At 62.4% G+C, this 21,303-nt stretch carries 20 protein-coding genes; 8 read left to right on the top strand and 12 right to left on the bottom strand.

What is annotated here, in order from left to right:
- Window positions 1-159 precede the first annotated feature (159 nt).
- The gene (locus KSS97_RS08760; RefSeq protein WP_217861468.1) at window positions 160-918 is read left to right on the top strand and encodes a response regulator; all 759 of its coding nucleotides are present in this window, start codon (window positions 160-162) and stop codon (window positions 916-918) included.
- Window positions 918-1,955, top strand: a complete 1,038-nt coding sequence (locus KSS97_RS08755) for a sensor histidine kinase (RefSeq protein ID WP_217861467.1) — start codon at window positions 918-920, stop codon at window positions 1,953-1,955. Before KSS97_RS08760 ends, KSS97_RS08755 begins: the two co-directional genes overlap by 1 nt.
- A gap of 78 nt (window positions 1,956-2,033) precedes the next feature.
- On the opposite strand, the gene KSS97_RS08750 is transcribed toward KSS97_RS08755, so the two are convergent.
- The 8 genes from KSS97_RS08750 to KSS97_RS08715 form a co-directional block, all read right to left on the bottom strand.
- Window positions 2,034-3,071, bottom strand: coding sequence for an AI-2E family transporter (locus KSS97_RS08750; RefSeq protein WP_181289851.1), 1,038 nt, complete (start codon window positions 3,069-3,071; stop codon window positions 2,034-2,036).
- Window positions 3,072-3,133: 62 nt separating this feature from the next.
- Window positions 3,134-3,952, bottom strand: a complete 819-nt coding sequence (locus KSS97_RS08745) for a DUF4892 domain-containing protein (protein ID WP_217861466.1) — start codon at window positions 3,950-3,952, stop codon at window positions 3,134-3,136.
- A 129-nt stretch (window positions 3,953-4,081) separates the two neighbouring features.
- Window positions 4,082-4,933 carry an alpha/beta hydrolase gene (locus tag KSS97_RS08740; protein ID WP_030138353.1) on the bottom strand — a complete coding sequence of 284 codons (852 nt, stop codon included), beginning with the start codon at window positions 4,931-4,933 and terminating at the stop codon, window positions 4,082-4,084.
- Complete coding sequence (locus tag KSS97_RS08735) at window positions 4,930-5,724, bottom strand: alpha/beta fold hydrolase (protein WP_030138352.1); 795 nt, start codon at window positions 5,722-5,724, stop codon at window positions 4,930-4,932. Before KSS97_RS08735 ends, KSS97_RS08740 begins: the two co-directional genes overlap by 4 nt.
- Window positions 5,725-6,003: 279 nt before the next feature.
- The gene (locus tag KSS97_RS08730) at window positions 6,004-6,447 is read right to left on the bottom strand and encodes a hotdog fold thioesterase (protein ID WP_198798373.1); all 444 of its coding nucleotides are present in this window, start codon (window positions 6,445-6,447) and stop codon (window positions 6,004-6,006) included.
- Between the two features lie 46 nt (window positions 6,448-6,493).
- Window positions 6,494-6,946, bottom strand: coding sequence for a phosphohistidine phosphatase SixA (gene sixA, locus KSS97_RS08725; RefSeq protein ID WP_217861465.1), 453 nt, complete (start codon window positions 6,944-6,946; stop codon window positions 6,494-6,496).
- Window positions 6,943-7,290: a DUF4389 domain-containing protein gene (locus KSS97_RS08720; RefSeq protein WP_030138349.1), complete on the bottom strand. Its 348-nt coding sequence runs from the start codon at window positions 7,288-7,290 to the stop codon at window positions 6,943-6,945. Before KSS97_RS08720 ends, sixA begins: the two co-directional genes overlap by 4 nt.
- Before the next feature lie 29 nt (window positions 7,291-7,319).
- Window positions 7,320-8,345 (bottom strand): NAD(P)H-dependent glycerol-3-phosphate dehydrogenase, encoded by a 1,026-nt coding sequence (locus KSS97_RS08715; RefSeq protein WP_030138348.1) that lies wholly within the window; start codon window positions 8,343-8,345, stop codon window positions 7,320-7,322.
- A gap of 199 nt (window positions 8,346-8,544) precedes the next feature.
- Here KSS97_RS08715 and KSS97_RS08710 point away from each other — a divergent pair, with 199 nt between their 5' ends.
- The 5 genes from KSS97_RS08710 to fabB all read left to right on the top strand — a co-directional run bounded on the left by KSS97_RS08710 (window position 8,545) and on the right by fabB (window position 15,496).
- A complete protein-coding gene (locus KSS97_RS08710) occupies window positions 8,545-10,668 on the top strand; it encodes a TonB-dependent receptor plug domain-containing protein (protein WP_217861464.1) in 2,124 nt (707 codons plus the stop codon).
- Window positions 10,669-11,601, top strand: coding sequence for an ABC transporter substrate-binding protein (locus KSS97_RS08705; protein ID WP_198798375.1), 933 nt, complete (start codon window positions 10,669-10,671; stop codon window positions 11,599-11,601).
- Entirely contained in the window at window positions 11,598-13,499 is a 1,902-nt protein-coding gene (locus tag KSS97_RS08700) for an ATP-binding protein (RefSeq protein WP_030138345.1), read from the top strand. Before KSS97_RS08705 ends, KSS97_RS08700 begins: the two co-directional genes overlap by 4 nt.
- A gap of 249 nt (window positions 13,500-13,748) precedes the next feature.
- On the top strand, window positions 13,749-14,264 hold the full coding sequence (gene fabA / locus KSS97_RS08695) for a 3-hydroxyacyl-[acyl-carrier-protein] dehydratase FabA (RefSeq protein ID WP_030138344.1): 516 nt from the start codon (window positions 13,749-13,751) through the stop codon (window positions 14,262-14,264).
- Between the two features lie 11 nt (window positions 14,265-14,275).
- Complete coding sequence (gene fabB / locus KSS97_RS08690) at window positions 14,276-15,496, top strand: beta-ketoacyl-ACP synthase I (protein ID WP_030138343.1); 1,221 nt, start codon at window positions 14,276-14,278, stop codon at window positions 15,494-15,496.
- A gap of 231 nt (window positions 15,497-15,727) precedes the next feature.
- On the opposite strand, the gene KSS97_RS08685 is transcribed toward fabB, so the two are convergent.
- Entirely contained in the window at window positions 15,728-16,192 is a 465-nt protein-coding gene (locus tag KSS97_RS08685; RefSeq protein WP_030138342.1) for a DUF3859 domain-containing protein, read from the bottom strand.
- 226 nt (window positions 16,193-16,418) lie between these two features.
- On the bottom strand, window positions 16,419-17,414 hold the full coding sequence (locus KSS97_RS08680; protein ID WP_217861975.1) for an amidohydrolase family protein: 996 nt from the start codon (window positions 17,412-17,414) through the stop codon (window positions 16,419-16,421).
- Window positions 17,415-17,558: 144 nt separating this feature from the next.
- Here KSS97_RS08680 and KSS97_RS08675 point away from each other — a divergent pair, with 144 nt between their 5' ends.
- Entirely contained in the window at window positions 17,559-18,419 is an 861-nt protein-coding gene (locus tag KSS97_RS08675; protein ID WP_217861463.1) for a pirin family protein, read from the top strand.
- Between the two features lie 126 nt (window positions 18,420-18,545).
- Here the strand turns inward: KSS97_RS08675 and KSS97_RS08670 are convergent, their stop codons facing one another.
- The gene (locus tag KSS97_RS08670) at window positions 18,546-19,274 is read right to left on the bottom strand and encodes a dienelactone hydrolase family protein (RefSeq protein WP_198798350.1); all 729 of its coding nucleotides are present in this window, start codon (window positions 19,272-19,274) and stop codon (window positions 18,546-18,548) included.
- A gap of 70 nt (window positions 19,275-19,344) precedes the next feature.
- Window positions 19,345-21,249, bottom strand: coding sequence for a molecular chaperone HtpG (gene htpG, locus KSS97_RS08665; RefSeq protein ID WP_030138338.1), 1,905 nt, complete (start codon window positions 21,247-21,249; stop codon window positions 19,345-19,347).
- Between the last annotated feature and the right edge of the window lie 54 nt (window positions 21,250-21,303).

The following is a 21,303-nucleotide window of genomic DNA, read 5'->3' as shown; positions in this document are numbered from 1 at the left end:
ATACATTCATGACACGCGCACAATACGGCAGGACGCTACCCTGCGCCGCCGCAACCGGTTATTCCAGCGCTTCACGGCCCACCGTCCGAAGCTTATGCTCAAACCACGCCCTCGCCGCCCTCCATGCGGTTGGCAGCCCAACTGGCAGATGACGCACCCATGCAGAACACCCCCCTTGCAAATGCTGGCGATCAGAAAGTGCCTGACGATGATCGGCGCTGGACCACCCGCGCCCTGATCGTCGATGACGACGTACCGATCCGCGAGTTGCTGATCGACTACCTCGCCCGCTTCGGCATTCGCGCCAGTGGCGTGACCGATGGCGCGGCCATGCGCCAGGCGATGCAGGCCGAGCATTTCGACGTGGTCGTGCTGGACCTGATGTTGCCAGGCGAAGACGGTCTGCAATTGTGCCGCTGGCTGCGGGCCGAGTCGGATATCCCCATCCTGATGCTGACGGCCCGCTGCGAGCCCACCGACCGCATCATCGGCCTGGAACTGGGCGCCGATGACTACATGGCCAAGCCCTTCGAACCCAGGGAATTGGTGGCGCGAATCCAGACCATCCTGCGCCGCGTGCGCGATGACCGCAGCGAGCAGCGCGCCAACATTCGCTTCGATAACTGGCGACTCAACAGCGTGCTGCGCCAGCTGGTCTCCCCCACTGGATTGGTAGTGCCCCTGTCCAACGCCGAATTCCGCCTGCTGTGGGTGTTCATCGAGCGACCGCGCCGTGTGCTCAGCCGTGAACAATTGCTGGACGCCGCGCGCGGTCGTTCCATCGAGGCCTTCGACCGCAGCATCGACCTTTTGGTCTCGCGCTTGCGCCAGAAACTGGGTGACGATCCGAAGGCCCCGCAATTGATCAAGACCGTGCGCGGTGAAGGCTACCTGTTCGACGCGCGGGATATCGGCTGATGCGCCTGCGCTTCGATTCCCTGTTCGGCCGCCTGTTCGGCGTGCTGCTGCTGGCGATCATCCTGGCGCATCTGTTGGCCTTTGCCTGGTTCTTTCATTACGACAAGCCACCTCCTGGGCCGCCCCCGGCGTTCTCCCATCAAGCCGCAGGTCCCCCGCGCTCCGGCCCGCCACCGGGCCAACGCCCCTGGTTCGGCGGCCCCGTGGTACCGCTGACGTTTCAGTTCGTGTTCCTGATTGTCGCCGCCTGGTACGGCGCCAAGCTGTTGACCTGGCCGATCCAACGCCTGAGCGACGCCGCCGAACGGCTGAGCGAGGACCTCGATAGTTCGCCACTGGAGGAAAACGGTCCGCGTGAGGCCCGCCAGGCCGCCCATACCTTCAACCTGATGCAACGACGGATCCGCGAGCAGGTGCAGCAGCGCTCGCGCATGCTGGGGGCTGTATCCCATGATCTGCGCACCCCGCTGTCGCGGCTCAAGCTGCGCCTGGAGCAGATCAACGACACCCGGTTGCAGGATCAGATGCGCCAGGACCTGGACGATATGATCGGCATGCTCGACGCGACACTGACTTATCTGCACGAACAACGCACCAGCGAGGCGTTGCAGTGGATGGACGTGCAGGCCCTGGTGGAGTCATTGAGCGAAAACGCCCAGGACCAGGGCGCCAACGTGCAGGCCAGCGGCACCTGTGGGCCTATGCAGGTGCAACCGATGGCCCTGCGTTCGTGCCTTAACAACCTCATCGACAACGCCCTGCGCTACGCGGGCGACGCGTCGATTGTCCTGGAAGATCAACAGGATCAATTGCTGATCCGGGTGATTGACCATGGCCCCGGCATCGCGGCGGACAAACGCGAAGCGGTATTCGAGCCATTCTTTCGCCTGGAGGGCTCGCGCAACCGTAACTCCGGTGGCGTCGGCCTGGGCATGACCATCGCCAGGGAGGCCGCCGAGCGCCTGGGCGGGCACTTGAGCCTGGAAGAAACGCCGGGGGGTGGATTGACGGCGGTGATCAGCTTGCCTCGCCACTAAGCCCCACCGATTTCCCCTGTGGCGAGGGAGCAAGCTCCCTCGCCACAGGTACTCGAAACACGAGTGCACGGCTTTCAATTATCGCGCCTGGCTCTTGCTCCAATCCGTCAGCAAGCTGTACGCCACTGCCAATAATGTCGGGCCGATGAACAGCCCGATGAAGCCGAACGCAATCAACCCGCCGAACACCCCCAACAGCACGATCACCAGCGGCAGGTTTCCGCCACGGCTGATCAGATAGGGCTTGAGCACGTTGTCCACGCCGCTGATGATGAAGGTGCCCCAAATGCCCAGGAACACTGCCATCCCGTATTCACCTTTCCAGACCAGCCACGCCGTGGCGGGGATCCAGGCCAGTGGCGGGCCCATCGGGATCAGGCTGAGCAGGAAGGTGACGATACCCAGCACCAGCGCTCCGGGGACCCCGGCGATCAGGAAGCCGATCAACGCCAGCACCGCCTGGGCCGCCGCGGTCCCGATCACGCCATTGACCACCCGCTGCACCGTCCCGGCCACCAGCTCGACGTAATAACCGGCACGGTCGCCGATCAGTCGTTCCAGCAGCCCTTGGACAAACGCGGCCAGCCGCGGGCCGTCACGATAGAAAAAGAAGACGAATACGATGCTCAGGGTCAGTTCGAGGATGCCGCCGCCGATCTGGGCGCTGCGGGCCAGCAACCAGTTGCCGACCTGCCCCAGGTACGGCTTGATGGACACCATCATCGCCGCGCCCTGCTGGTCGATGCTGTTCCAGATACCGACCAGGCGCCCGCCCACCAATGGCACGCCGGCCAGCCAGTCGGGCGCCTCGGGCAAGCCGTCGACCTGTGCATCCCGGATGAACGCCGTGGCGTCGCGCACATGATCGGCCAGGTTGAATCCCAGCCATACCAGCGGCACCGCCACCAGCAACATCCAGCCCACCGTCAGCAAGGCCGCCGCCAGGGATTCGCGCCCGTTGACCCAACGGGTCAGCAGGCGCATCAGTGGCCAACTGGCAAACGCCAGCACCGCGCCCCAGAACAGCGCCGACCAGAACGGAGCCATCACCCAGAGGCTTGCACCGAACAACACCAGGAGCAGGATCTGCACCAATAGCCGATCGTTATTGAGCATGAAAGATCTCGGAAAATGAAAGATACGGGGGTAACCAATTCAAGCGCCGCCCCCGCAACAGCTTATCGCAGCAATTCAAGATGCAGGCCCGCCGCCTCAGCGCTGGCCGCCTCCATTCGAGCGGCGCGCACACCCTGGCCGATCAAGCCCTGACGCCACGCCTCGGCTTGCGGCCCGGCGATGCTGACTCGCAGCCCAGTGTCCAGGTTCAACGCCCGGGACAGCAGGCGCAGCCAGGTATCGTCCGGTTCACCGGCCAGGCGCGGCAGGTCCAGCACGCCGGTGTCCTTGAGCTGGCGCAGCAGGGTCGCCGAGGTCGGCAAGACATCGCCCAGCGGCGCATTGGCTTCGAACTGCTCGACGTGCAGGTAGGCCTTGCGATTGCCACGGGTGATGGCATACAGCGCGATGAGCATGTTGTCCGTTGGCGGCGCCAGGCGCAGCAGCAGATAGGCCTGGCCGTTGTCGGCGCCGTAGAGCTTGGCATTGCCGAACACTTCGTTGGCCCACAGGCTGCTTTCGCCGCAGTCGCGGGCCTGGCACCAGAACAGCAGCTCGGCGCCCTGTTTCTGCAGCGCTTCGCGGGCAGCGGTAAAGGCCTGTGTGGCGGAATGCTCGGGCGGCAGCTCGTAGGTCACCGAGGTGGCGTTGCCCCGGGCATCGATTTGTCCGTCGAAACGCAACTGGCCGCTGATCTTGCGGATCGAACCCATGGGGTAGATCCGCTCCAGGTCGCTGGTTTGCCGATAGTCGACGATTTGCGCGTCGGGCATGCGTGGCACACGCTCCAGGTCCTGGCTACCAGGCACATCGGCGGCCAGCACTGCCGGCGCGAAACAGGCCAGCGTCAGCAGGACGAATGAGTGGACGGATGATTTCATTGGATCGGCTTCGCCTGGATCCGCGCGACGCAAAGGCGTTCGTCAATGCGCAGCAAGGCGAGTGGACGGATATCAGTCATGGTTGGCTCCCTTTCAACCCGCCCAGCCTCGACACTTGCCCGGCGCAAGTCAAGAAACGCTGAAGAACCGATTGAAACAGTCTGCTACAAGCGCCGCCCCGGACTCATCGTTCAGGTGCAAATGATGGCCGCCGGGCAACTGTTCATGACTGAAGGGTAGACGTTCCAGCAATTCGGGGTGGTGGGCCAGCATACCGTCCGACGCCACCACCAGATGAGCAGGACAAGCGATCCGCGCCACGAAGGCCATGGCCTGTTCGTCGGTCAGGCGCAGCGGTGAGGGCAAGGTCAGGCGATTGTCGGTGCGCCAGGTGTAGCCTCCCGGCACCGGCATCAAGCCGCGCTGGGCCAGCAACTCGGCGGCCTCGCGACTGACCGCCACCAGACCCTTCATGCGAGCTTCGATGGCCCGGTCGAGGGTTTTATAGACGGGTTTGCGTTTTTGCTGCAACTCCAACTGCGCCTGTAAGGCCATGCCCATGCGCTCCGCCGCATTATCGCCTTTCGCCGTAGGAGGGATCACACCATCGATCAGGCCCAGGTGCGTGATACGTTCCGGCAACGACCCGGCCAGCACCAGCGAGACAATGGCCCCCATGGAATGGCCCAGCAGGGCAAAACGCTTCAATCCCAGTTGCTCGGCCACTTGCAGCACATCGTGGGCATAGTCCCACAGGGCATAGCCGGCGCCAGGCGGACGATGCCCGGAATGACCGTGGCCGGCCATGTCCAGGGCGATCACCCGCACGCCCTGCAACCGGGGCGCCAGTCGGGCGAAACTGTTGGCGTTGTCCAGCCAGCCATGCAAGGCGATCACCGGTCGGCCGTCTTCCGGGCCAAACAGATGAGCCGCCAGTTCGATATGGGGCAGGCTCAGGCGGACTTCTTCAACGACGCTCATGGGCGGCGTCCTTCCCAGCGCTGGAAGAGGTCCTTGAGCAGATTGGCGGTGTCCAGTGGGCGCTCCAGAGGAAACATGTGGCCGCCCGGCATGCTCAGCGACTCGCCGAAGGGCATGCGTCCCACCGACCGGGCGTGATGACGCATCACCACCCGACTCTGCCGCCCCCGCACCACGGCCAGCGGGATTTCGAGTTTTCGAGCCCTTCCGGGGCTGGTGTGCGGCACACCTCGGTAGATGCTGATTTCCGTGGCCGGGTCGAAGCGCAGTCGCAACCGATCGCCGACCGGCTGCAAGCCATGTTGCAGGTACGCTTCGAAGCACTCTGGGTCGAAACCGCGAAACAGCGTCTTGCCAGCAAAATAAGTCCGCGCCGATTCCAGGTCGCTGAACTCCTCCCGCCGCCCCAGGGTTCGCCCCGCCGGCGTCAGGCGATCGATGAAGCCCAGGCGCTTGGCGGCCAGGATCAGCCAGCGATCCACACGGGTCAGCACCGGAGAATCGAGCATGACCACGCCCCGATACAACCAAGGGCTGCGCAACGCCGCGTGCAGATGCAGCACGCCCCCCAAGGAATGCCCCACTCCCCAGACCGGTTCCGGTTGCTGCTCCAGATGATGAATCAGCTCGTCCACCAGGTTGTTCCAGTTGTCATCGACGGGGAAGCGCGGGTCGTGCCCGTGCAATTCCAGATGCGCGACCTGGTACTGCGGCGCCAGTGCGGCGAACAGCTTGCCGTACGTGGCCGAGGGGAAACCATTGGCGTGAGCGAAAAACACCTGTTGCGACATGTTGGGCCGATCCATTGCGAGAACTGCGATCGATTCTGCGCAGAACCCGGCGGCGCGGCAATGACCGTAACTGACAGGAATGATGACAGTCGGGGTTGGGATATGGGCTCGTGCCCACTGCCCCGTGGCGAGGGAGCTTGCTCCCGGTGGGCTGCGCAGCAGGCCCGAAGATGGGCAACACGGTGTGCCCGGCTGATCGAGTCACGAGACCGAGGGCCGCTTCGCGCCCCAGCGGGAGCAAGCTCCCTCGCCACAATGGACTGCTCCACCCCGCAGGCATCAACGCGCCGGCGGCTGCTCACCCAACGGCACCACCGCCATGGTCAGGCGCGATACGCAGTTGACCTTGCCGTCATCGTTGACCAACCGGATGTCCCAGACCTGGGTGGTGCGCCCCAGGTGAACCGAGCGGGCCGTGGCCGTGACCCGTCCGCTGCGTACGCCCCGCAAATGGTTGGCGTTGATCTCCAGGCCCACGCAGTAGAACTTGCTGGTGTCCACGCACAGGTAGGCGGCCATGGAGCCGACCGTTTCGGCCAGCACCACCGACGCGCCGCCGTGCAGCAGGCCGAACGGCTGGTGGGTGCGGTGATCAACAACCATGCTCGCAGTCAGGGACTCGTCGTCGAAGGACTCGAAACGAATGTCCAGCACTTCGCTGATGGTGTTTTTACCAGCGGCGTTCAGTTGTTCAATATTCGGGGTGGTGCGCCACAGACTCATCGTTGCCGTTCCTTGTGATTTTTATTTTGCCTTGGGACCGTTCGTTTCAGGGATGCTTGAGGCTCTTGAGCTTCATCGCACCGGCCAGCGGCAGATCACCTTCCAGCTCGGCCAAGCCAGCCGTCGAAACCTGTTCCGGTTGCTGCAAGTGACCGTGCTGCAAAAAGCCCAGCAGGCTGCCCACCAATGGGTTATGGCTGACCAGCAGAACGTTGCCCTGATCGTCCAGGTGTTTCAACACTTCAGCCGGACGCGTCTCCGGCGTCAACCAGTTCACGGTGATCAACTCAGGCTCGAATCCGAGGGCCTCGCGTACCAGTTGCGCGGTCTGCTGGGCGCGCACGTAAGGGCTGGCATAAATGGCCCGCAACGGCTCGCCTATCAATCGACCGGCGCTGAGCAGCACTTCCTCGCGCCCATGAATCGTCAACACCCGCTCCGGATCGGGACGGGCTCCGTGGGGCTCGGCCTCGCCATGACGCAATACCCACAGTTTCATAGCTTCGGCTCCTCGTCCCGGACCGGGTGCGGTGCCGGCGCCACGGTGTGGGGCGCTTCGCCTTCCGGCGTGCGTGGGGTCGGCCAGTCGGCGAATGGCCAAGGCTTCTGGTCACTGTGAAAGGTGCCAAAACGGCCGATCTGCGCGAGGAACTGGCTCAGGCTGTCGCCAAAATTCATCAGGCTGGCGCTGGGCGCGCCGTAGATCAGCCGGTAGATCAACTGCACCAGCACCACGGCGCCGAGGATGAATTGCGCCACCTGCCAGACCAGCAGGTAAATCACCATCCACAGCACGCGCAGCAGGATGGATTCGTATTGAGGCTGCCCTTTCGGATCGTTCATGGTTCGCTCCTGCTTGCGGTCAAAGGGAATCAGTTGAAACCGCTGGTGGAAATAAAATCGACGTCGGTCTTGGGTTCGCCACGCATCAACAGTTCGATCACCTGTTCCAGCGTGCGCCCTTCGAACAGGATCGCATGCAGACCGGCGACCAGCGGCATGTACACGCCGGCCTCCTGGGACTTGGCCTTGAGCACCTTGAGGGTGTTGACCCCTTCCGCCACTTCACCCAGGCGCGACACGGCCTCGTCCAGGCTCAGGCCTTGGCCGAGGGCGAAGCCGACCTGGTAGTTGCGGCTCTTGGGCGAAGAGCAGGTAACGATCAGGTCGCCCACCCCGGCCAGCCCGAGGAAAGTCATCGGATTGGCGCCCTGGCTGACGGCGAATCGGGTCATTTCCGCCAGCGCCCGGGTGATCAGCATGCTCTTGGTGTTCTCGCCCATGCCCAAGGCGACCGCCATGCCGGCGATGATCGCGTAGACATTCTTCAGCGCCCCGCCCAGCTCCACGCCGAAACGATCCGCGCTGGCATAGACGCGGAAAGTGCGGCCATGCAACGCGGCCTGGACCCGTTGGCACAACTCTTCATCTTCGCTGGCGACCACGGTGGCGGTCAGCGCATGCTCGGCAATCTCGCGCGCCAGGTTCGGCCCGGAGATCACGCCGATTCGCGCCTTGGGGGCGATGTCTTCGAGGATCTCGCTCATCAGCTTGAAGGTTTGCGCCTCGATACCTTTGGTCAGGCTCACCAGCAGTTTGCCGCTCAAGCGTTCGGCATGGGGCGCCAATACCGAGCGCAAGGCGCTGGAAGGCAAGGCCACGAAGAACAGGTCGCTGCCTTCGAGTGTGGCCTGCAAGTCAGTGACCGGCTCCACTTCAGGCCGGACCTTGATGCCCTTGAGGTAACGCGGATTCTCCCGGTTGACCCGGATGGCCTCGGCCTGTTCGGGGTCACGCATCCATTGGCGCACCGCGTGGCCGTTTTCCGCCAGCAGGTTAGCCACGGCAGTGCCGAAACTCCCGCCTCCCAGGACCGCAATCGGGCGCTGTTCAGTCATATGCAATCCGCTCTTCCGTACCAAGTGGCAATGCGGGGCATTATACGGAGCAGCCGGACCGCGACCAGCCCCGTCAGTAATTACCCATAGCTGTAGGAAGCTGACCATCAATTCCTAGGAAAATGCTGTCAACGTGAATGGAAAAGTCGTTCGGCTCGGTTAACATGCCTGCCATCCTTCCATTATCCAAGGCTGTGCCGTGTTCGTTGGCCCCTCCCGTCCAGGTTCTTCACTGCTATTGGCGCTGATCATCAGTCCGCCGGTAGTGGCCGACGACTTGTTCGTGGACAGCCAGGCCGTGCCCCAGGTGTTGACCGCCACGCGCCTGAAACAGTCGCCGGCCGCAGTGCCGGGCAGCATGACCGTGCTCGATCGTGAATTGATCAAGGCCAGCGGCGCCCGGGACATCAGCGAACTGTTGCGCCTGGTGCCGGGCATGATGGTCGGCAATCTCAGCGGCAACCAGGCCACCGTCAATTACCACGGGACCAACGCCAGCGAAGCGCGGCGCATGCAGGTGCTGATCGATGGCCGTTCGGTGTATCGCGCCGGCCTGGCGACAGTGGACTGGAGCGATATTCCGGTCGCCATGGAAGACATCGACCGAATCGAAGTCTTCCGGGGCCCGAACACCGTCAGCTACGGTGCCAACGCGCTGATGGCGGTGGTCAACATCATTACCCGCGCCCCGGCCGACAGCCACGGCACCCGACTGAAGATCACCCGGGGCCAGCGAGGGATCGGCGACTGGTACGCCAGCCAGGGCAGTGGTTGGGAAAACGGCGATTTCCGACTCTCGCTGTCCGGCCAGGAAGACGACGGTTTCGACAGCGACCGCAACGGTGCCGATTACCGCGACAGCCGGCGACTGGACCGCTTCAACCTGTCCGTCAGCCAAATCCTGGACGAATCCCAGAGCATCGATTGGCAATTGAACGCCAAGGACGGGACCAATCAGCGGCCCTACACCTATCGCCCTGTGTTCGCCGGGATTACAGCGGCTGGGGATAATTCTGACGTCATCGCCAAGGATTACGCCGGTTCGCTGCGCTGGAACCTGGACCTGAACCCCAATCACAGCCTCTATGTACAAGGCTCGATCCAGCATTGGGATCGCCAGCAAACCTGGCGCGCCTGTGATGCCGAGGTGTCCTTCAGCCCGCAATTGACCGACCTCTGGCAGCTCAACCCCAACTACGCCGAGAAGCTGGCCCGCAACATTCCGAGCTTCCTCGGCTCGGGCGCGCCGCCCGGTACCGCACAGGAACAGGCACTGGCCAATCAGGTGCTCGATCAGTGGCGCAACGGCGCTTCCCAGGCACTGTGCGGCGACATCGACCAAAGCGCCCGGGAGTCGCGCTATGACCTGGAGATCCAAGACACCCTCAGCCTGTCCGACAGCCTGCGGCTGGTCACCGGGGCGAATTATCGCTACGACCGGGCCGACTCGGAGACCTACTTCAACGGTACCCTGGACGACACCACCTACCGTTTGTTCGGCCAGCTCGAATGGCGAGCCAGCGAACACTGGCTGCTGCAGGGCGGCGCGATGTTCGAGGACACGCGCCTGACCGGCAGTTCGCTGACACCGCGGATGGCGGTGAACTACCTGATCACCCCGCGACATGGCCTGCGGGCGGTGTATTCCGAGGCGGTGCGTTCGCCGGACATGTTCGAGAACAACGTCAATTGGAGCTATCAAGTCTCCAACCTGCAGCCGTCCGCGTTCGGCCAGGACAGTGCACGCTATTTCGTACGCACGCGCGGCCCGGGGAACCTGGATCAAGAGCACATGCGCTCCCGAGAGCTGGGTTACAACGGCTATTTCATGGACCTTGGCCTGACGATGGATGTGAAGCTGTTCCATGACGAAATCACCGGCATGATCAGCGAGCCGCTGCGCAACAACCAATACATCGCCAGCAACAGCAACGAATCGCAATTCACCGGTGCCGAGACCCAATTGGACTGGCGCGTGACCCTTGCCGATCGGCTGCGCCTGACTTACGCCTACGTCGATGCTCTGGCGAGCAACCCCCTCGACGAACAACTGACCGCCCGCAACAGTGGTTCCGCCGGCTGGCTGCGCGATTGGGGCCAGGGTTGGAACAGCGCGGTCTTCTATTACGCCGCCGATGCCCTCAATGGTTATCGCTACGAGCGGGTCGACACCCGCCTCGCCCGGCGAATCCCCTTGGGCAAGGCCAGCCTGGAGCTGGCGGGGGTGATGCAACAGCGCCTCGACGATCAACCGACCACCTACGTCGATAATCGCTACGACTCCCGTCACGTCCTGTATTTCAGCGCAGAGTTGTCCTTCTAGATGTCTCGGCGCCAACCACACAAGACGCCATCCCGTGGCCGCCTGTCGCTGCTGCTGTGGGTGGCTTTTGCCAGTCTGCTGAGCGTCATCGACGCCCGCGCTGCGGAGATCCTGCTGACCGGCGCCCAGGACAGTCCCGGTGTGCAGTCGTTTACCCAGGCCCTGCAGGCCCGACGTCCCTATGACCGTGTACGGTTTGCCCCAGTGGCCAGTCTGCCGACGCCGGACCAGCTACCGGGCGACCTGCGCCTGGTGCTGCTGGATTTGCCGAGCCTTGACTGGCGGCTGCAAAAGATCCGCGGACCGGCGACCCTGGTGCTACGGATCAGTCGCCAGCAAGCCCGCGATCGCCTGGGCGATGCAACGCCCGAGCACCTGAGCCTGCTCTGGAGCGATCCGCCGATGGCGCGGCAATTGCGCCTGATTCGCCAGATCCTGCCGCAAGTGCGACGGGTCGGCATATTGTTCGACAAGCACAGCGAGTTCCTGCTCAAGGATGCTCATCAGGCGGCGCTTGCCCTGGGCCTGGAAATTGTCGGCGAGCGCTGGGACGACAGCAGCGACAGCCGCCCGTTACAGAACCTGCTGGGCCAGAGCGATGTCTTGCTGGGCCTGGATGATCCCGATCTGTACAACCCCAAGACGGTGAAGAACCTACTGCTCAGCAGTTATGCCCGGCAACGCGCGCTGATCGGCCCGAGCCCGGCCTTCGTCAAGGCGGGCAGCCTGGCCAGCACCTACAGCGACCAGGAAGACTGGCTGGCGATTCTCGATGATCTGCTCGACCGCCCCGCCACCACCTGGCCGCGCACCCTGTACCCGCCCCGCTTCAAAGTCCTGAGCAATCAACAGGTCGCCCGTTCCCTGGGGATCGAACCGATCGATGCCGAATCCGTCGCTGCGCAGTTGGCAGAAGGAGAACACCGCCCATGACCTTGCGTCGTCGTTGGGATATCCACACCCGCACCCAGCTCATCGCCCTCGGCCCGGCCTTGTTGTTGACCGTGTTGCTGATCGGCTTCTTCACCTTCGTGCGGATCCAGGACTTGCGCCAGGAACTCAACCACACCGGGCAACTGATCGCCAACCAACTGGCGCCGGCAGCGGAATACGGGGTCATTTCCGGCAACAACGAAGTGCTGGAAAGCCTGCTCACCGCGACCCTGGCCACGCCCCATGTGCGTTTCCTCGAGGTCCAGGACCGCACGGAGCGAGTCCTGGTGTACGTCGAGCAACCGGCCCAGGCCCGCAACCATTCACAACAGGTGGAAGTGTTCCAGGCCCCGGTTCGCCTGCAGCGCATTGCCCTGAACAATGACTTCCTGCAAGGCAATAATCCGACCACCGAAACGCCCGGCGAGGATTACCTGGGCCGGGTGATCGTCGGCATGTCCAGCGACGCCTTCAGCCAGCGTCAGCAGGAAATCCTGCTCAAGGCCGCGATCCTGGCGTTGTTCGCCCTGCTGTTCACGTTCCTGGTGGCGCGGCGCCTGGCGGCCGACCTGTCACGGCCGATCCGCGACATCGGCAACGCGGTCAAGGCGATCCAGCAAGGCGACTACAACGCCCCGCTGCCGATCGTCGACGACGGCGAACTGGGGGCATTGTCGCGGCACATCAACAACCTCGCCGACGGCCTCGAGCAGGCCAGCCGTGAACAGCACCAGGCCATGGCCCAGTTGATCAAGACCCGGGAAGAAGCGGAAAAGGCCAACAGCGCCAAGTCCGAATTCCTGGCGATGATGAGCCATGAGCTGCGCACGCCGATGAACGGCGTGCTGGGCATGCTGCAACTGCTGGAAACCACCCACATGACCGACGAGCAGCACGAGTACACCGCGCTGGCCTCGGAGTCCACCGAGCACCTGTTGAAGGTGATCAACGACATCCTCGATTTCTCGCGTATCGAACGCTCCGCACTGGAGTTGGAACACATTGCGTTCAACCTGGCGGAGCTGGTGGGCAGTTGCGCCCAGTCGTTCCAACACAGCGCCGCGCAACGCAAGCTGGGCCTGGACCTACTTATCCCCGACGACCTGAAGCCGCTGCAGGTACAAGGCGACCCGACGCGGATCCGGCAGATCCTGGTGAACCTGATCGGCAACGCGCTGAAGTTCACCGACCAGGGCCGCGTTACCGTGCAATGCCAATGGCAAGCCCTGGACCACGAACTACTCTGGTTCACCTGCACGGTACGTGACAGCGGCATCGGTATCCCGGCCGAGAGCCTGGAGCGGATGTTCGACGCGTTCCAGCAGGCCGACAGTTCGATTTCCCGGCGCTACGGCGGCACGGGCCTGGGCTTGCCGATCGCGCGCACCCTGGCCGAACGCATGGGCGGCACGCTGCGCGCCCAGAGCGAGGAAGGCCAGGGCTCGGTGTTTACCCTGGAGATCCCCCTGGCCCTGTCGCGCCTGGCCCCACCGCCGTTGCCTCCACGCCTGCCTGGCGGAAGCCGTGATGGAGAAGGCCGCAATGTCCTGCTGGTAGAAGACAACCCGGTGAACCAAACGGTGATCGAAGCCATGCTGCGCAGCCTGGGTTTCAAGGTCAGCGTCGCCACCGATGGCGCCCAGGCCGTACGCAGCGCCGAGAGCCTGATTTTCGAAGCGATCCTGATGGACTGCCGGCTGCCGGTCATCGATGGCTACGAAGCCACCCGGCAGATCCGCCAATTGCCGGGCTGTACCGAGGTGCCCATCATCGCCCTGACAGCCAATGCATTGCAGGGCGACCGGGAAGCCTGCCTGGCGGCAGGCATGAACGATTACTTGGCCAAACCCTTCAAGCGAATTGACTTGCAGCAGACTCTCCAACGCTGGGTAGGGTAAATACGGGGCGTTGGACTATCTGCGACTGGCGTGAAAGGCGAAAGTGCGGCAGTCTTAAGCACCCGGACACGCCTCGAGCGGGACAGGAATAACAATTTCAGTGCACAGGTGTACATTCATTTCCCGTGTGCTGTGACTTTCACTACAACGCAATAGTCTATGAGTAGGCTGCCGACTCGAGGCATGAACGCTTCGATCGGCCGGGAAGATTTGCCCCACCCTGCCGCATGGGACTATTGAGGAGCTCGCATGACCAAACAAAACGCCTTTACTCGGGAAGATCTGCTGCGCTGCAGTCGCGGTGAGCTGTTCGGCCCAGGTAACGCGCAACTGCCCGCCCCGAACATGCTGATGGTGGATCGCATCACCCATATCAGCGATGAGGGTGGCAAGTACGGCAAAGGTGAATTGGTCGCCGAGCTGGATATCACTCCGGACCTGTGGTTCTTCGCCTGTCACTTCGAAGGTGACCCGGTGATGCCCGGCTGCCTGGGCCTCGACGCCATGTGGCAACTGGTCGGCTTTTTCCTCGGCTGGCAGGGCCTGCCAGGCCGCGGTCGCGCCCTGGGTTCGGGCGAAGTGAAGTTCTTCGGTCAGGTACTGCCGACTGCGAAGAAGATCACCTATAACATTCATATCAAACGCGTCCTCAAGGGCAAGCTGAACATGGCCATTGCCGATGGTTCGGTTGCCGTGGATGGTCGCGAGATCTACACCGCCGAAGGCCTTCGGGTCGGCGTTTTCACCTCCACTGACAACTTCTAAGGGTTATCCGCATGCGCCGCGTCGTTATCACTGGTCTGGGCATCGTTTCGTGCCTGGGCAATGACAAAGAGACCGTCTCCGCTAACCTGCGTGCAAGTCGCCCTGGCATCCGGTACAACCCGGAATATGCCGAAATGGGTCTGCGTAGCCAGGTTTCCGGCTCCATTGACCTGAACCTCGAAGAGCTGATCGATCGCAAGATCTACCGTTTCGTCGGCCACGCGGCGGCTTATGCCTACCTGGCCATGAAAGACGCCATTGCTGACTCCGGCCTGACCGACGAGCAGGTGTCCAACGTGCGCACCGGCCTGATCGCCGGTTCCGGCGGCGCGTCGACCTTGAACCAGATGGAAGCGCTGGACATCCTGCGCGAGAAAGGCGTCAAGCGCGTCGGCCCGTACCGCGTCACGCGGACCATGGGCAGCACCGTTTCGGCTTGCCTGGCCACCCCTTTCAAGATCAAGGGCCTGAACTACTCGATCTCCTCCGCTTGCGCCACCAGTGCCCACTGCATTGGCACCGCGGTCGAGCAGATCCAGATGGGCAAGCAAGACATCGTGTTCGCCGGCGGCGGTGAAGAAGAACATTGGAGCCAGTCGTTCCTGTTCGATGCGATGGGCGCCCTGTCCAGCAAACGCAACGACACACCGCAAACCGCTTCACGCGCCTACGACGCCGACCGTGACGGTTTCGTCATCGCCGGCGGTGGTGGCATGGTCGTGGTCGAGGAGCTGGAACACGCCCTCGCCCGTGGCGCGAAGATCTACGCGGAAATCGTCGGCTACGGCGCCACTTCCGACGGCTACGACATGGTCGCGCCGAGCGGTGAAGGTGCCGTGCGCTGCATGCAGATGGCCATGTCCACTGTCGACACACCGATCGACTACCTGAACACCCACGGCACCTCGACCCCGGTCGGCGACGTCGCGGAGATGAAAGGTGTGCGTGAAGTGTTCGGCGACAAGGCCCCGGCCATCAGCTCCACCAAGAGCCTCTCGGGTCACTCCCTGGGCGCCGCCGGCGTCCACGAAGCGATCTATTGCATGCTGATGATGGAAGGCAACTTCATGGCCGGTTCGGCCAACATCGACGAACTGGACCCGGAAGTGGCCGACCTGCCAATCCTGACCAAGACTCGCGAAAATGCCACCATCAACACCGTGATGAGCAACAGCTTCGGCTTCGGTGGCACCAACGCCACCCTGGTGATGAAGCGCTGGCAGGGCGCGTAGGAACTGCCGCAGGCTGCGATCTTTTAATGCGAAAAGATCGCAGGCTTCGCCAGCGCCTACAGGAGCCAACAAAAACGCCCCGACTGGTTCGGGGCGTTTTTTTGTCCGTTCAAAAGCGATGGAAATCTTTGTGGGAGCGAGCTTGCTCGCGATAGCGGTGGATCAGCCAACCTTGATACTGACTGATCCGACGCCATCGCGAGCAAGCTCGCTCCCACAGTTAATTTCAACTTAGCGCACGACAAACCGCTGCTGCGTCAGCAGCCGATCACCCTGGAACACCATGAACCGCCACTCCCCCGGTACCACTTCGTGGCTTTCGGTGAATTCGTAGGCCATGACGTCCTGCGGCGCGCCGGGCACCAGTTTCTGGATGACTTCGAACTTGTCGTGGCGCACGCCATCGGGCGTACGGATGCCCGGCGTGAAATACAGCAAGGTCAGCGGCTGGTCATTCTCGATCTTGCCCGCCAACTGGTAGCGCATGCCGAACTTTGTGCCCAGCTTGGCCGGAACACTTTCGGTCTGGCGGATCTGCTCATTGCTGCGACGCAGGACCCGCTCGCCCGACTGCAACTCGGCCTTCGGCCCTTCGAAGACCCCATATTCCACCGGGCCTTCGACACGGACTTCCGCCTGGGCCAGGCCGCAGGTCAACAACAACGCGAGCAGTGCGCTTGAACGGGTGAGGTGCATGGTGCGCTCCTTGATTGAGATGAGCGCGAGGGTATGACGCGGGGGTGACAGGCTGATGACAAAGCCAATGCACCCTGATGCTCTTGTGGCGAGGGGATTTATCCCCGCTGGGTCGCGAAGCGGCCCCTAAAACCTGTCACTTCGGTGTGTCAGACCGAACATGCTCGTCAGTTTTGGGCCTGCTGCGCAGTCCAGCGGGGATAAATCCCCTCGCCACACAGAATGGCTATTCCATTGCCACTGAGCGAGGCAATATCGCCAAAAAGTTATCCCGCGCCACCTTCCTCGCTACATCCTCGGGCAAGGCATCGAGGAACGGATCGAAGCTGTGCAATTCCTTACCCAACTTGTTGAATCGCCCTACTACGTCCGACCCCACCATGAAGCGCTCCGGGAAGCGCTCTACCAGCTTCAACCATTCATCCCGGGGCTTGCCCGCCTCATCCAGCAAATACGGCGTGAGCAGGCTCCAGGACAGGTCGATGAAAAGATTGGGATAAGACTCGAGCATCCGCGTCAGGGTTGGCAGGAGGAAGGTCAGTTGGGTCTGATGCCGGTGAATCTCCATGCTCGTGCCAGCATGAGCCCAGATGAACCGTGTGTGTGGATGATTACGCAACGGCTCTTCGATTTCCGCCAGGTACAGCGGATTTTTCTCACGCTTGGAAGTGATGTTGGAATGCAGCATCACCGGCAGGTCGTTCTCTGCCGCCAGGTGATAGATCCGCGTCATGGCCTCGTTGTTGGCGCGGGGCGTGTCGCCCGAGGTCAGCGCCGTCAGGTCGTCGTGGCGCGTGAATACTTCGCCAATGCCTTGCCACAGCCCCGGATAGAGATCGAGCATGCGCTGGATATGGGCGTCGGAGTTCTTGTCGTTGGGGTTGAAGCCTGACAGGAACGGATGGAAGTGCTGGCGTTGTTCGGCGGGGAGCTTGGAGACCGCCGCAGCGACAATCACATCGGTGGCGCTGTACCAGTAGGCGTCCGCATCGTCACCGGCGTAATAACGCGGGCGCTTGGGTTCGTCTTCGTGCCATTTCTTCGCCACGGGCACGCCGGAAATCATGACGTGCTCGATGCGATTTTCCGCCATCGCCTTGAGCAGCTTGGGCATGCCGGCGGTTTCCTGGAAGAAATCGACGTAATGCAGGTGTGCATCACTGTAGGCATATTCGCGGGCCACGGCGGCGCTGCTCGCAACGGCCAGCAGACAAGCGAACATCAGACGGATCGACGACACGGGCACTCTCCAGAAGCCATGAGCAGCATAGACCCCCGCCGTCCCGCCTGGGTTCAAGCCGTCGCTGCCGTCCGTTGCAACCTCGGGTTATGCTTTGCCGATTCGTCGTTCAACCTGGAAGACACCATGACCGCTCCCCTGATCGTTCGCCCCCGTGCAGAAGACGTGGAAGGCCAGCCGATTCTTCGGCCGTTGCCGTCCGCCAAATGCCGCAGCGTCGGACCTTTCGTGTTTTTCGACCATATGCTGCAAACGTCCTACCCGGCGGGTAAAGGCATGAACATCCGCCAGCACCCACATATCGGCCTGTCCACCCTCACCTACCTGTTCGAGGGCCAGATCCAGCACAAGGACAGCCTCGGTTCCGATCAGGTGGTCAACGCCGGGGACGTCAGTTGGATGACCGCCGGCAGCGCCATTGCCCATGTCGAGCGCACTCCACAGGCATTGGTGGAACGAGGTTTTGTCATGCATGGGCTGCAAGTCTGGCTGGCCTCACCCCTATCGCACGAAGAAGGACCTGGGCACTACAGTCATCATCCCGCGAAAAGTCTACCGGTCAGCGAGAACCTGGGCGTCAGCATCCGCATGATCGCCGGGTCAGGCTTTTGCCTAGAATCGCCGGTGCCGGTGCTGTCGCCTACGTTGTATGCCGAACTGCACCTGCAGACCGCGACGACCTTGTTGATCCCCACTGAGCATGAAGAGCGCGCACTGTATGTCCTGGAGGGTGAAGCACAATTGGACGGTGAGCCGCTGGAGCCTCATGCGCTGGTCATATTGCCAGCCGGAGAAGAGATGACGCTGTCGGCCGACAGCGATTGCCATGCCATGCTGTTCGGCGGCGCCCCCCTGGACGGACCTCGGCGGATGAACTGGAACTTCGTCTCGAGCGACCCGGCCCGGATAGACGAAGCCCGCCGGCGCTGGGCGGCCGGGGACTGGCCGAGCGTACCTGGGGAAAGCGAACGGATCGAACTGCCCTAGAGTTATACACATCCCGTGGCGAGGGAGCTTGCTCCCGCTCGGTTGCGCAGCAACCGCAGAAAAAAGCGGGGCCGCTGCGCAGCCCAGCGGGAGCAAGCTCCCTCGCCACGGGGCTATGTCAGACCATCAGCCCTTGAACACTTCATCGAGCAAGTTGTGCATCGAGCGGAACGCCCGCCCGGCGACCTTGGCGTTGTACATCATCTTGCCCGGCACATTGGCCTGCGGGTCGGTGAACGAATGTACCGCGCCGCCGTAGCTCAGCAGTTGCCAATCCACCCCGGCCGCGTTCATCTCATCTTCGAAGGCCGGCAGTTGTTCTTTCGGCACCAATGGGTCGGAGGCGCCGTGCATGACCAGGACGGCGCCCTGGATGTTCTGCGCATCGGCCGGGTTGGGCGTATCCAGGGTGCCGTGGAACGAAATCGCGGCCTTGAGCGGCGCCCCGGTGCGAGCCAGTTCCAGGGAACAGCAACCGCCAAAGCAAAAGCCAAACGTGGCCAGTTTCGAAACGTCGACCTGCGCTTCGCCCTGGCTTTGCAATTGTTCGAACGCGGCCTGCATGCGCTTGCGCAACAACGCTCGGTCATTCTTGAGCGGCATCATCGCCGCACCGGCCTCGTCGGCATTGGACGGGCGCACGGTTTGCCCATACAGATCGGCAATCAGCACCACGTAACCGTTCGCCGCCACTGACCGGGCGATTTCCTCGGCTCCTGCCCCTACGCCCATCCAATTCGGTGCCATCAGCAAACCCGGGCGCGGCCCCTGCTGGTGGGTATCGAAGGCCAGGCGGCTTTCATAGCTTTGGCCATCGAGCTGATACACCACCGAACGAACCGTAATCTGACTCATAGTTGACTTCCCCCTGGCGGAACAATGGAAATGAAAAAACCCGCCGAAGCGGGTTTTTCCTACAACGTGATTAAGCTGACAATTCAACCAACAGCTTGTTCAGGCGACGGACATAGGCCGCCGGGTCTTTCAGGCTGTCGCCGGCCGCCAGGGCCGCCTGGTCGAAGAGGATGTGCGACAGGTCGCCAAAACGCTCTTCGCTCTGCTCGTTGTCGAGCTTCTCCACCAGCGGGTGAGCCGGGTTGAATTCGAAGATCGGCTTGGAATCCGGGACTTTCTGGCCGCTGGCTTCGAGGATCTGGCGCATTTGCAGACCCAGGTCCTGCTCGCCGATGGCCAGGATCGCCGGGGAATCGGTCAGGCGGTGGGAAACGCGTACTTCGCTGACGGCATCGCCCAACGCAGTCTTGATCCGCTCCACCAGGCCTTCCTTGCTCTTGGCCACTTCCTCGGCGGCCTTCTTGTCTTCTTCCGAATCCAGGTTGCCAAGGTCCAAGTCGCCACGAGCCACGTCGACAAAGCTCTTGCCGTCGAATTCGTTGAGGTAGCTCATCAGCCACTCGTCGATGCGATCGGTGAGCAGCAGCACTTCGATGCCTTTCTTGCGGAAGACTTCCAGGTGCGGGCTGTTCTTGACCTGTGCATAAGTCTCGCCGGTCAGGTAATAGATCTTGTCCTGGCCTTCCTTGGCGCGGGCCAGGTAATCGGCCAGGCCAACGATCTGCTCGCCGTCGTCGCCCTGGGTCGAGGCAAAGCGCAGCAGGCCAGCGATCTTCTCCTTGTTGGCGAAGTCTTCGGCCGGACCTTCCTTCATCACCTGGCCGAAGTTCTTCCAGAAGCCCTTGTACTGCTCAGGCTCGTTCTTCGCCAATTTTTCCAACATGTCCAGCACGCGCTTGGTCAGTGCCGACTTCATGGAATCGATGATCGGATCTTTCTGCAGGATTTCCCGCGAAACGTTCAGCGACAGGTCGTTGGAGTCCACCACACCCTTGATGAAGCGCAGGTACAGCGGCAGGAACGATTCGGCCTGGTCCATCACGAACACACGCTGCACGTACAGCTTCAGGCCGCGTGGCGCTTCGCGCTGGTACAGATCGAACGGCGCACGGGCCGGCACGTACAGCAGCGAGCTGTATTCCAGCTTGCCTTCGACCTTGTTATGGCTCCAGCTCAGCGGATTCTCGTAGTCATGACCGATGTGCTTGTAGAACTCCTGGTATTCCTCGTCCTTGATCTCGGTGCGAGGACGGGTCCAGAGGGCACTGGCGCGGTTGACGGTTTCCCATTCCACTTCAGGCTTTTCTTCGCCTTCGGCCGCGGTGACTTCCTTCGGCAGCTCGATTGGCAGCGCGATGTGGTCTGAGTACTTCTTGATGATGTTGCGCAGGCGCCAGCCATCGGCGAACTCTTCTTCGCCAGACTTGAGGTGCAGGACGATGCGGGTGCCGCGATCAGCCTTGTCGAGGGTCGCGACTTCAAACTCGCCCTCGCCCTTGGACGACCAGTGCACGCCTTCGCTCGCAGCGAGGCCGGCACGGCGGCTGAACACTTCGACGTGGTCAGCGACGATGAACGCGGAATAGAAACCGACGCCGAACTGGCCGATCAGGTGCGAATCCTTCTTCTGGTCGCCGGACAGGTTCTTCATGAAATCGGCGGTGCCGGACTTGGCGATGGTGCCCAGGTGCGTGATCACCTCGTCGCGGCTCATGCCGATACCGTTGTCTTCGAGGGTGACGGTTTTCGCGTCCTTGTCGAAGCTCACACGGATTTTCAGCTCGGCGCCGCCTTCCAGCAGTTCTGGCTTGGACAGCGCTTCGAAACGTAATTTGTCGACAGCGTCGGAGGCGTTCGAAATCAGCTCGCGGAGGAAAATTTCCTTATTCGAATACAGCGAGTGAATCATCAGGTGCAGCAGTTGCTTCACCTCGGTCTGGAAGCCCAGGGTTTCCTTTTGAGTTTCCACGCTCATGGTCATCAAACTCCAAGTGGATGGTGGTGTCCGCCTCGCAGAGATTGGCGGCGG

It is taken from the genome of Pseudomonas alvandae, assembly GCF_019141525.1.
Classification (GTDB): domain Bacteria; phylum Pseudomonadota; class Gammaproteobacteria; order Pseudomonadales; family Pseudomonadaceae; genus Aquipseudomonas; species Aquipseudomonas alvandae.
The sequence above is the reverse complement of the archived record's forward strand: the minus strand, read 5'-3'. Positions and strand labels throughout refer to the sequence as shown.

What these genes read in the sequence shown, in the direction of transcription:
- KSS97_RS08760 (WP_217861468.1), top strand. Translation starts at nt 160, where the DNA reads ATGCAGAACACCCCCCTTGCAAATGCTGGCGATCAGAAAGTGCCTGAC.
- KSS97_RS08755 (WP_217861467.1), top strand. Translation starts at nt 918, where the DNA reads ATGCGCCTGCGCTTCGATTCCCTGTTCGGCCGCCTGTTCGGCGTGCTG.
- KSS97_RS08750 (WP_181289851.1), bottom strand. Translation starts at nt 3,071, where the DNA reads ATGCTCAATAACGATCGGCTATTGGTGCAGATCCTGCTCCTGGTGTTG.
- KSS97_RS08745 (WP_217861466.1), bottom strand. Translation starts at nt 3,952, where the DNA reads ATGAAATCATCCGTCCACTCATTCGTCCTGCTGACGCTGGCCTGTTTC.
- KSS97_RS08740 (WP_030138353.1), bottom strand. Translation starts at nt 4,933, where the DNA reads ATGAGCGTCGTTGAAGAAGTCCGCCTGAGCCTGCCCCATATCGAACTG.
- KSS97_RS08735 (WP_030138352.1), bottom strand. Translation starts at nt 5,724, where the DNA reads ATGTCGCAACAGGTGTTTTTCGCTCACGCCAATGGTTTCCCCTCGGCC.
- KSS97_RS08730 (WP_198798373.1), bottom strand. Translation starts at nt 6,447, where the DNA reads ATGAGTCTGTGGCGCACCACCCCGAATATTGAACAACTGAACGCCGCT.
- sixA (WP_217861465.1), bottom strand. Translation starts at nt 6,946, where the DNA reads ATGAAACTGTGGGTATTGCGTCATGGCGAGGCCGAGCCCCACGGAGCC.
- KSS97_RS08720 (WP_030138349.1), bottom strand. Translation starts at nt 7,290, where the DNA reads ATGAACGATCCGAAAGGGCAGCCTCAATACGAATCCATCCTGCTGCGC.
- KSS97_RS08715 (WP_030138348.1), bottom strand. Translation starts at nt 8,345, where the DNA reads ATGACTGAACAGCGCCCGATTGCGGTCCTGGGAGGCGGGAGTTTCGGC.
- KSS97_RS08705 (WP_198798375.1), top strand. Translation starts at nt 10,669, where the DNA reads ATGTCTCGGCGCCAACCACACAAGACGCCATCCCGTGGCCGCCTGTCG.
- KSS97_RS08700 (WP_030138345.1), top strand. Translation starts at nt 11,598, where the DNA reads ATGACCTTGCGTCGTCGTTGGGATATCCACACCCGCACCCAGCTCATC.
- fabA (WP_030138344.1), top strand. Translation starts at nt 13,749, where the DNA reads ATGACCAAACAAAACGCCTTTACTCGGGAAGATCTGCTGCGCTGCAGT.
- fabB (WP_030138343.1), top strand. Translation starts at nt 14,276, where the DNA reads ATGCGCCGCGTCGTTATCACTGGTCTGGGCATCGTTTCGTGCCTGGGC.
- KSS97_RS08685 (WP_030138342.1), bottom strand. Translation starts at nt 16,192, where the DNA reads ATGCACCTCACCCGTTCAAGCGCACTGCTCGCGTTGTTGTTGACCTGC.
- KSS97_RS08680 (WP_217861975.1), bottom strand. Translation starts at nt 17,414, where the DNA reads ATGTTCGCTTGTCTGCTGGCCGTTGCGAGCAGCGCCGCCGTGGCCCGC.
- KSS97_RS08675 (WP_217861463.1), top strand. Translation starts at nt 17,559, where the DNA reads ATGACCGCTCCCCTGATCGTTCGCCCCCGTGCAGAAGACGTGGAAGGC.
- KSS97_RS08670 (WP_198798350.1), bottom strand. Translation starts at nt 19,274, where the DNA reads ATGAGTCAGATTACGGTTCGTTCGGTGGTGTATCAGCTCGATGGCCAA.
- htpG (WP_030138338.1), bottom strand. Translation starts at nt 21,249, where the DNA reads ATGAGCGTGGAAACTCAAAAGGAAACCCTGGGCTTCCAGACCGAGGTG.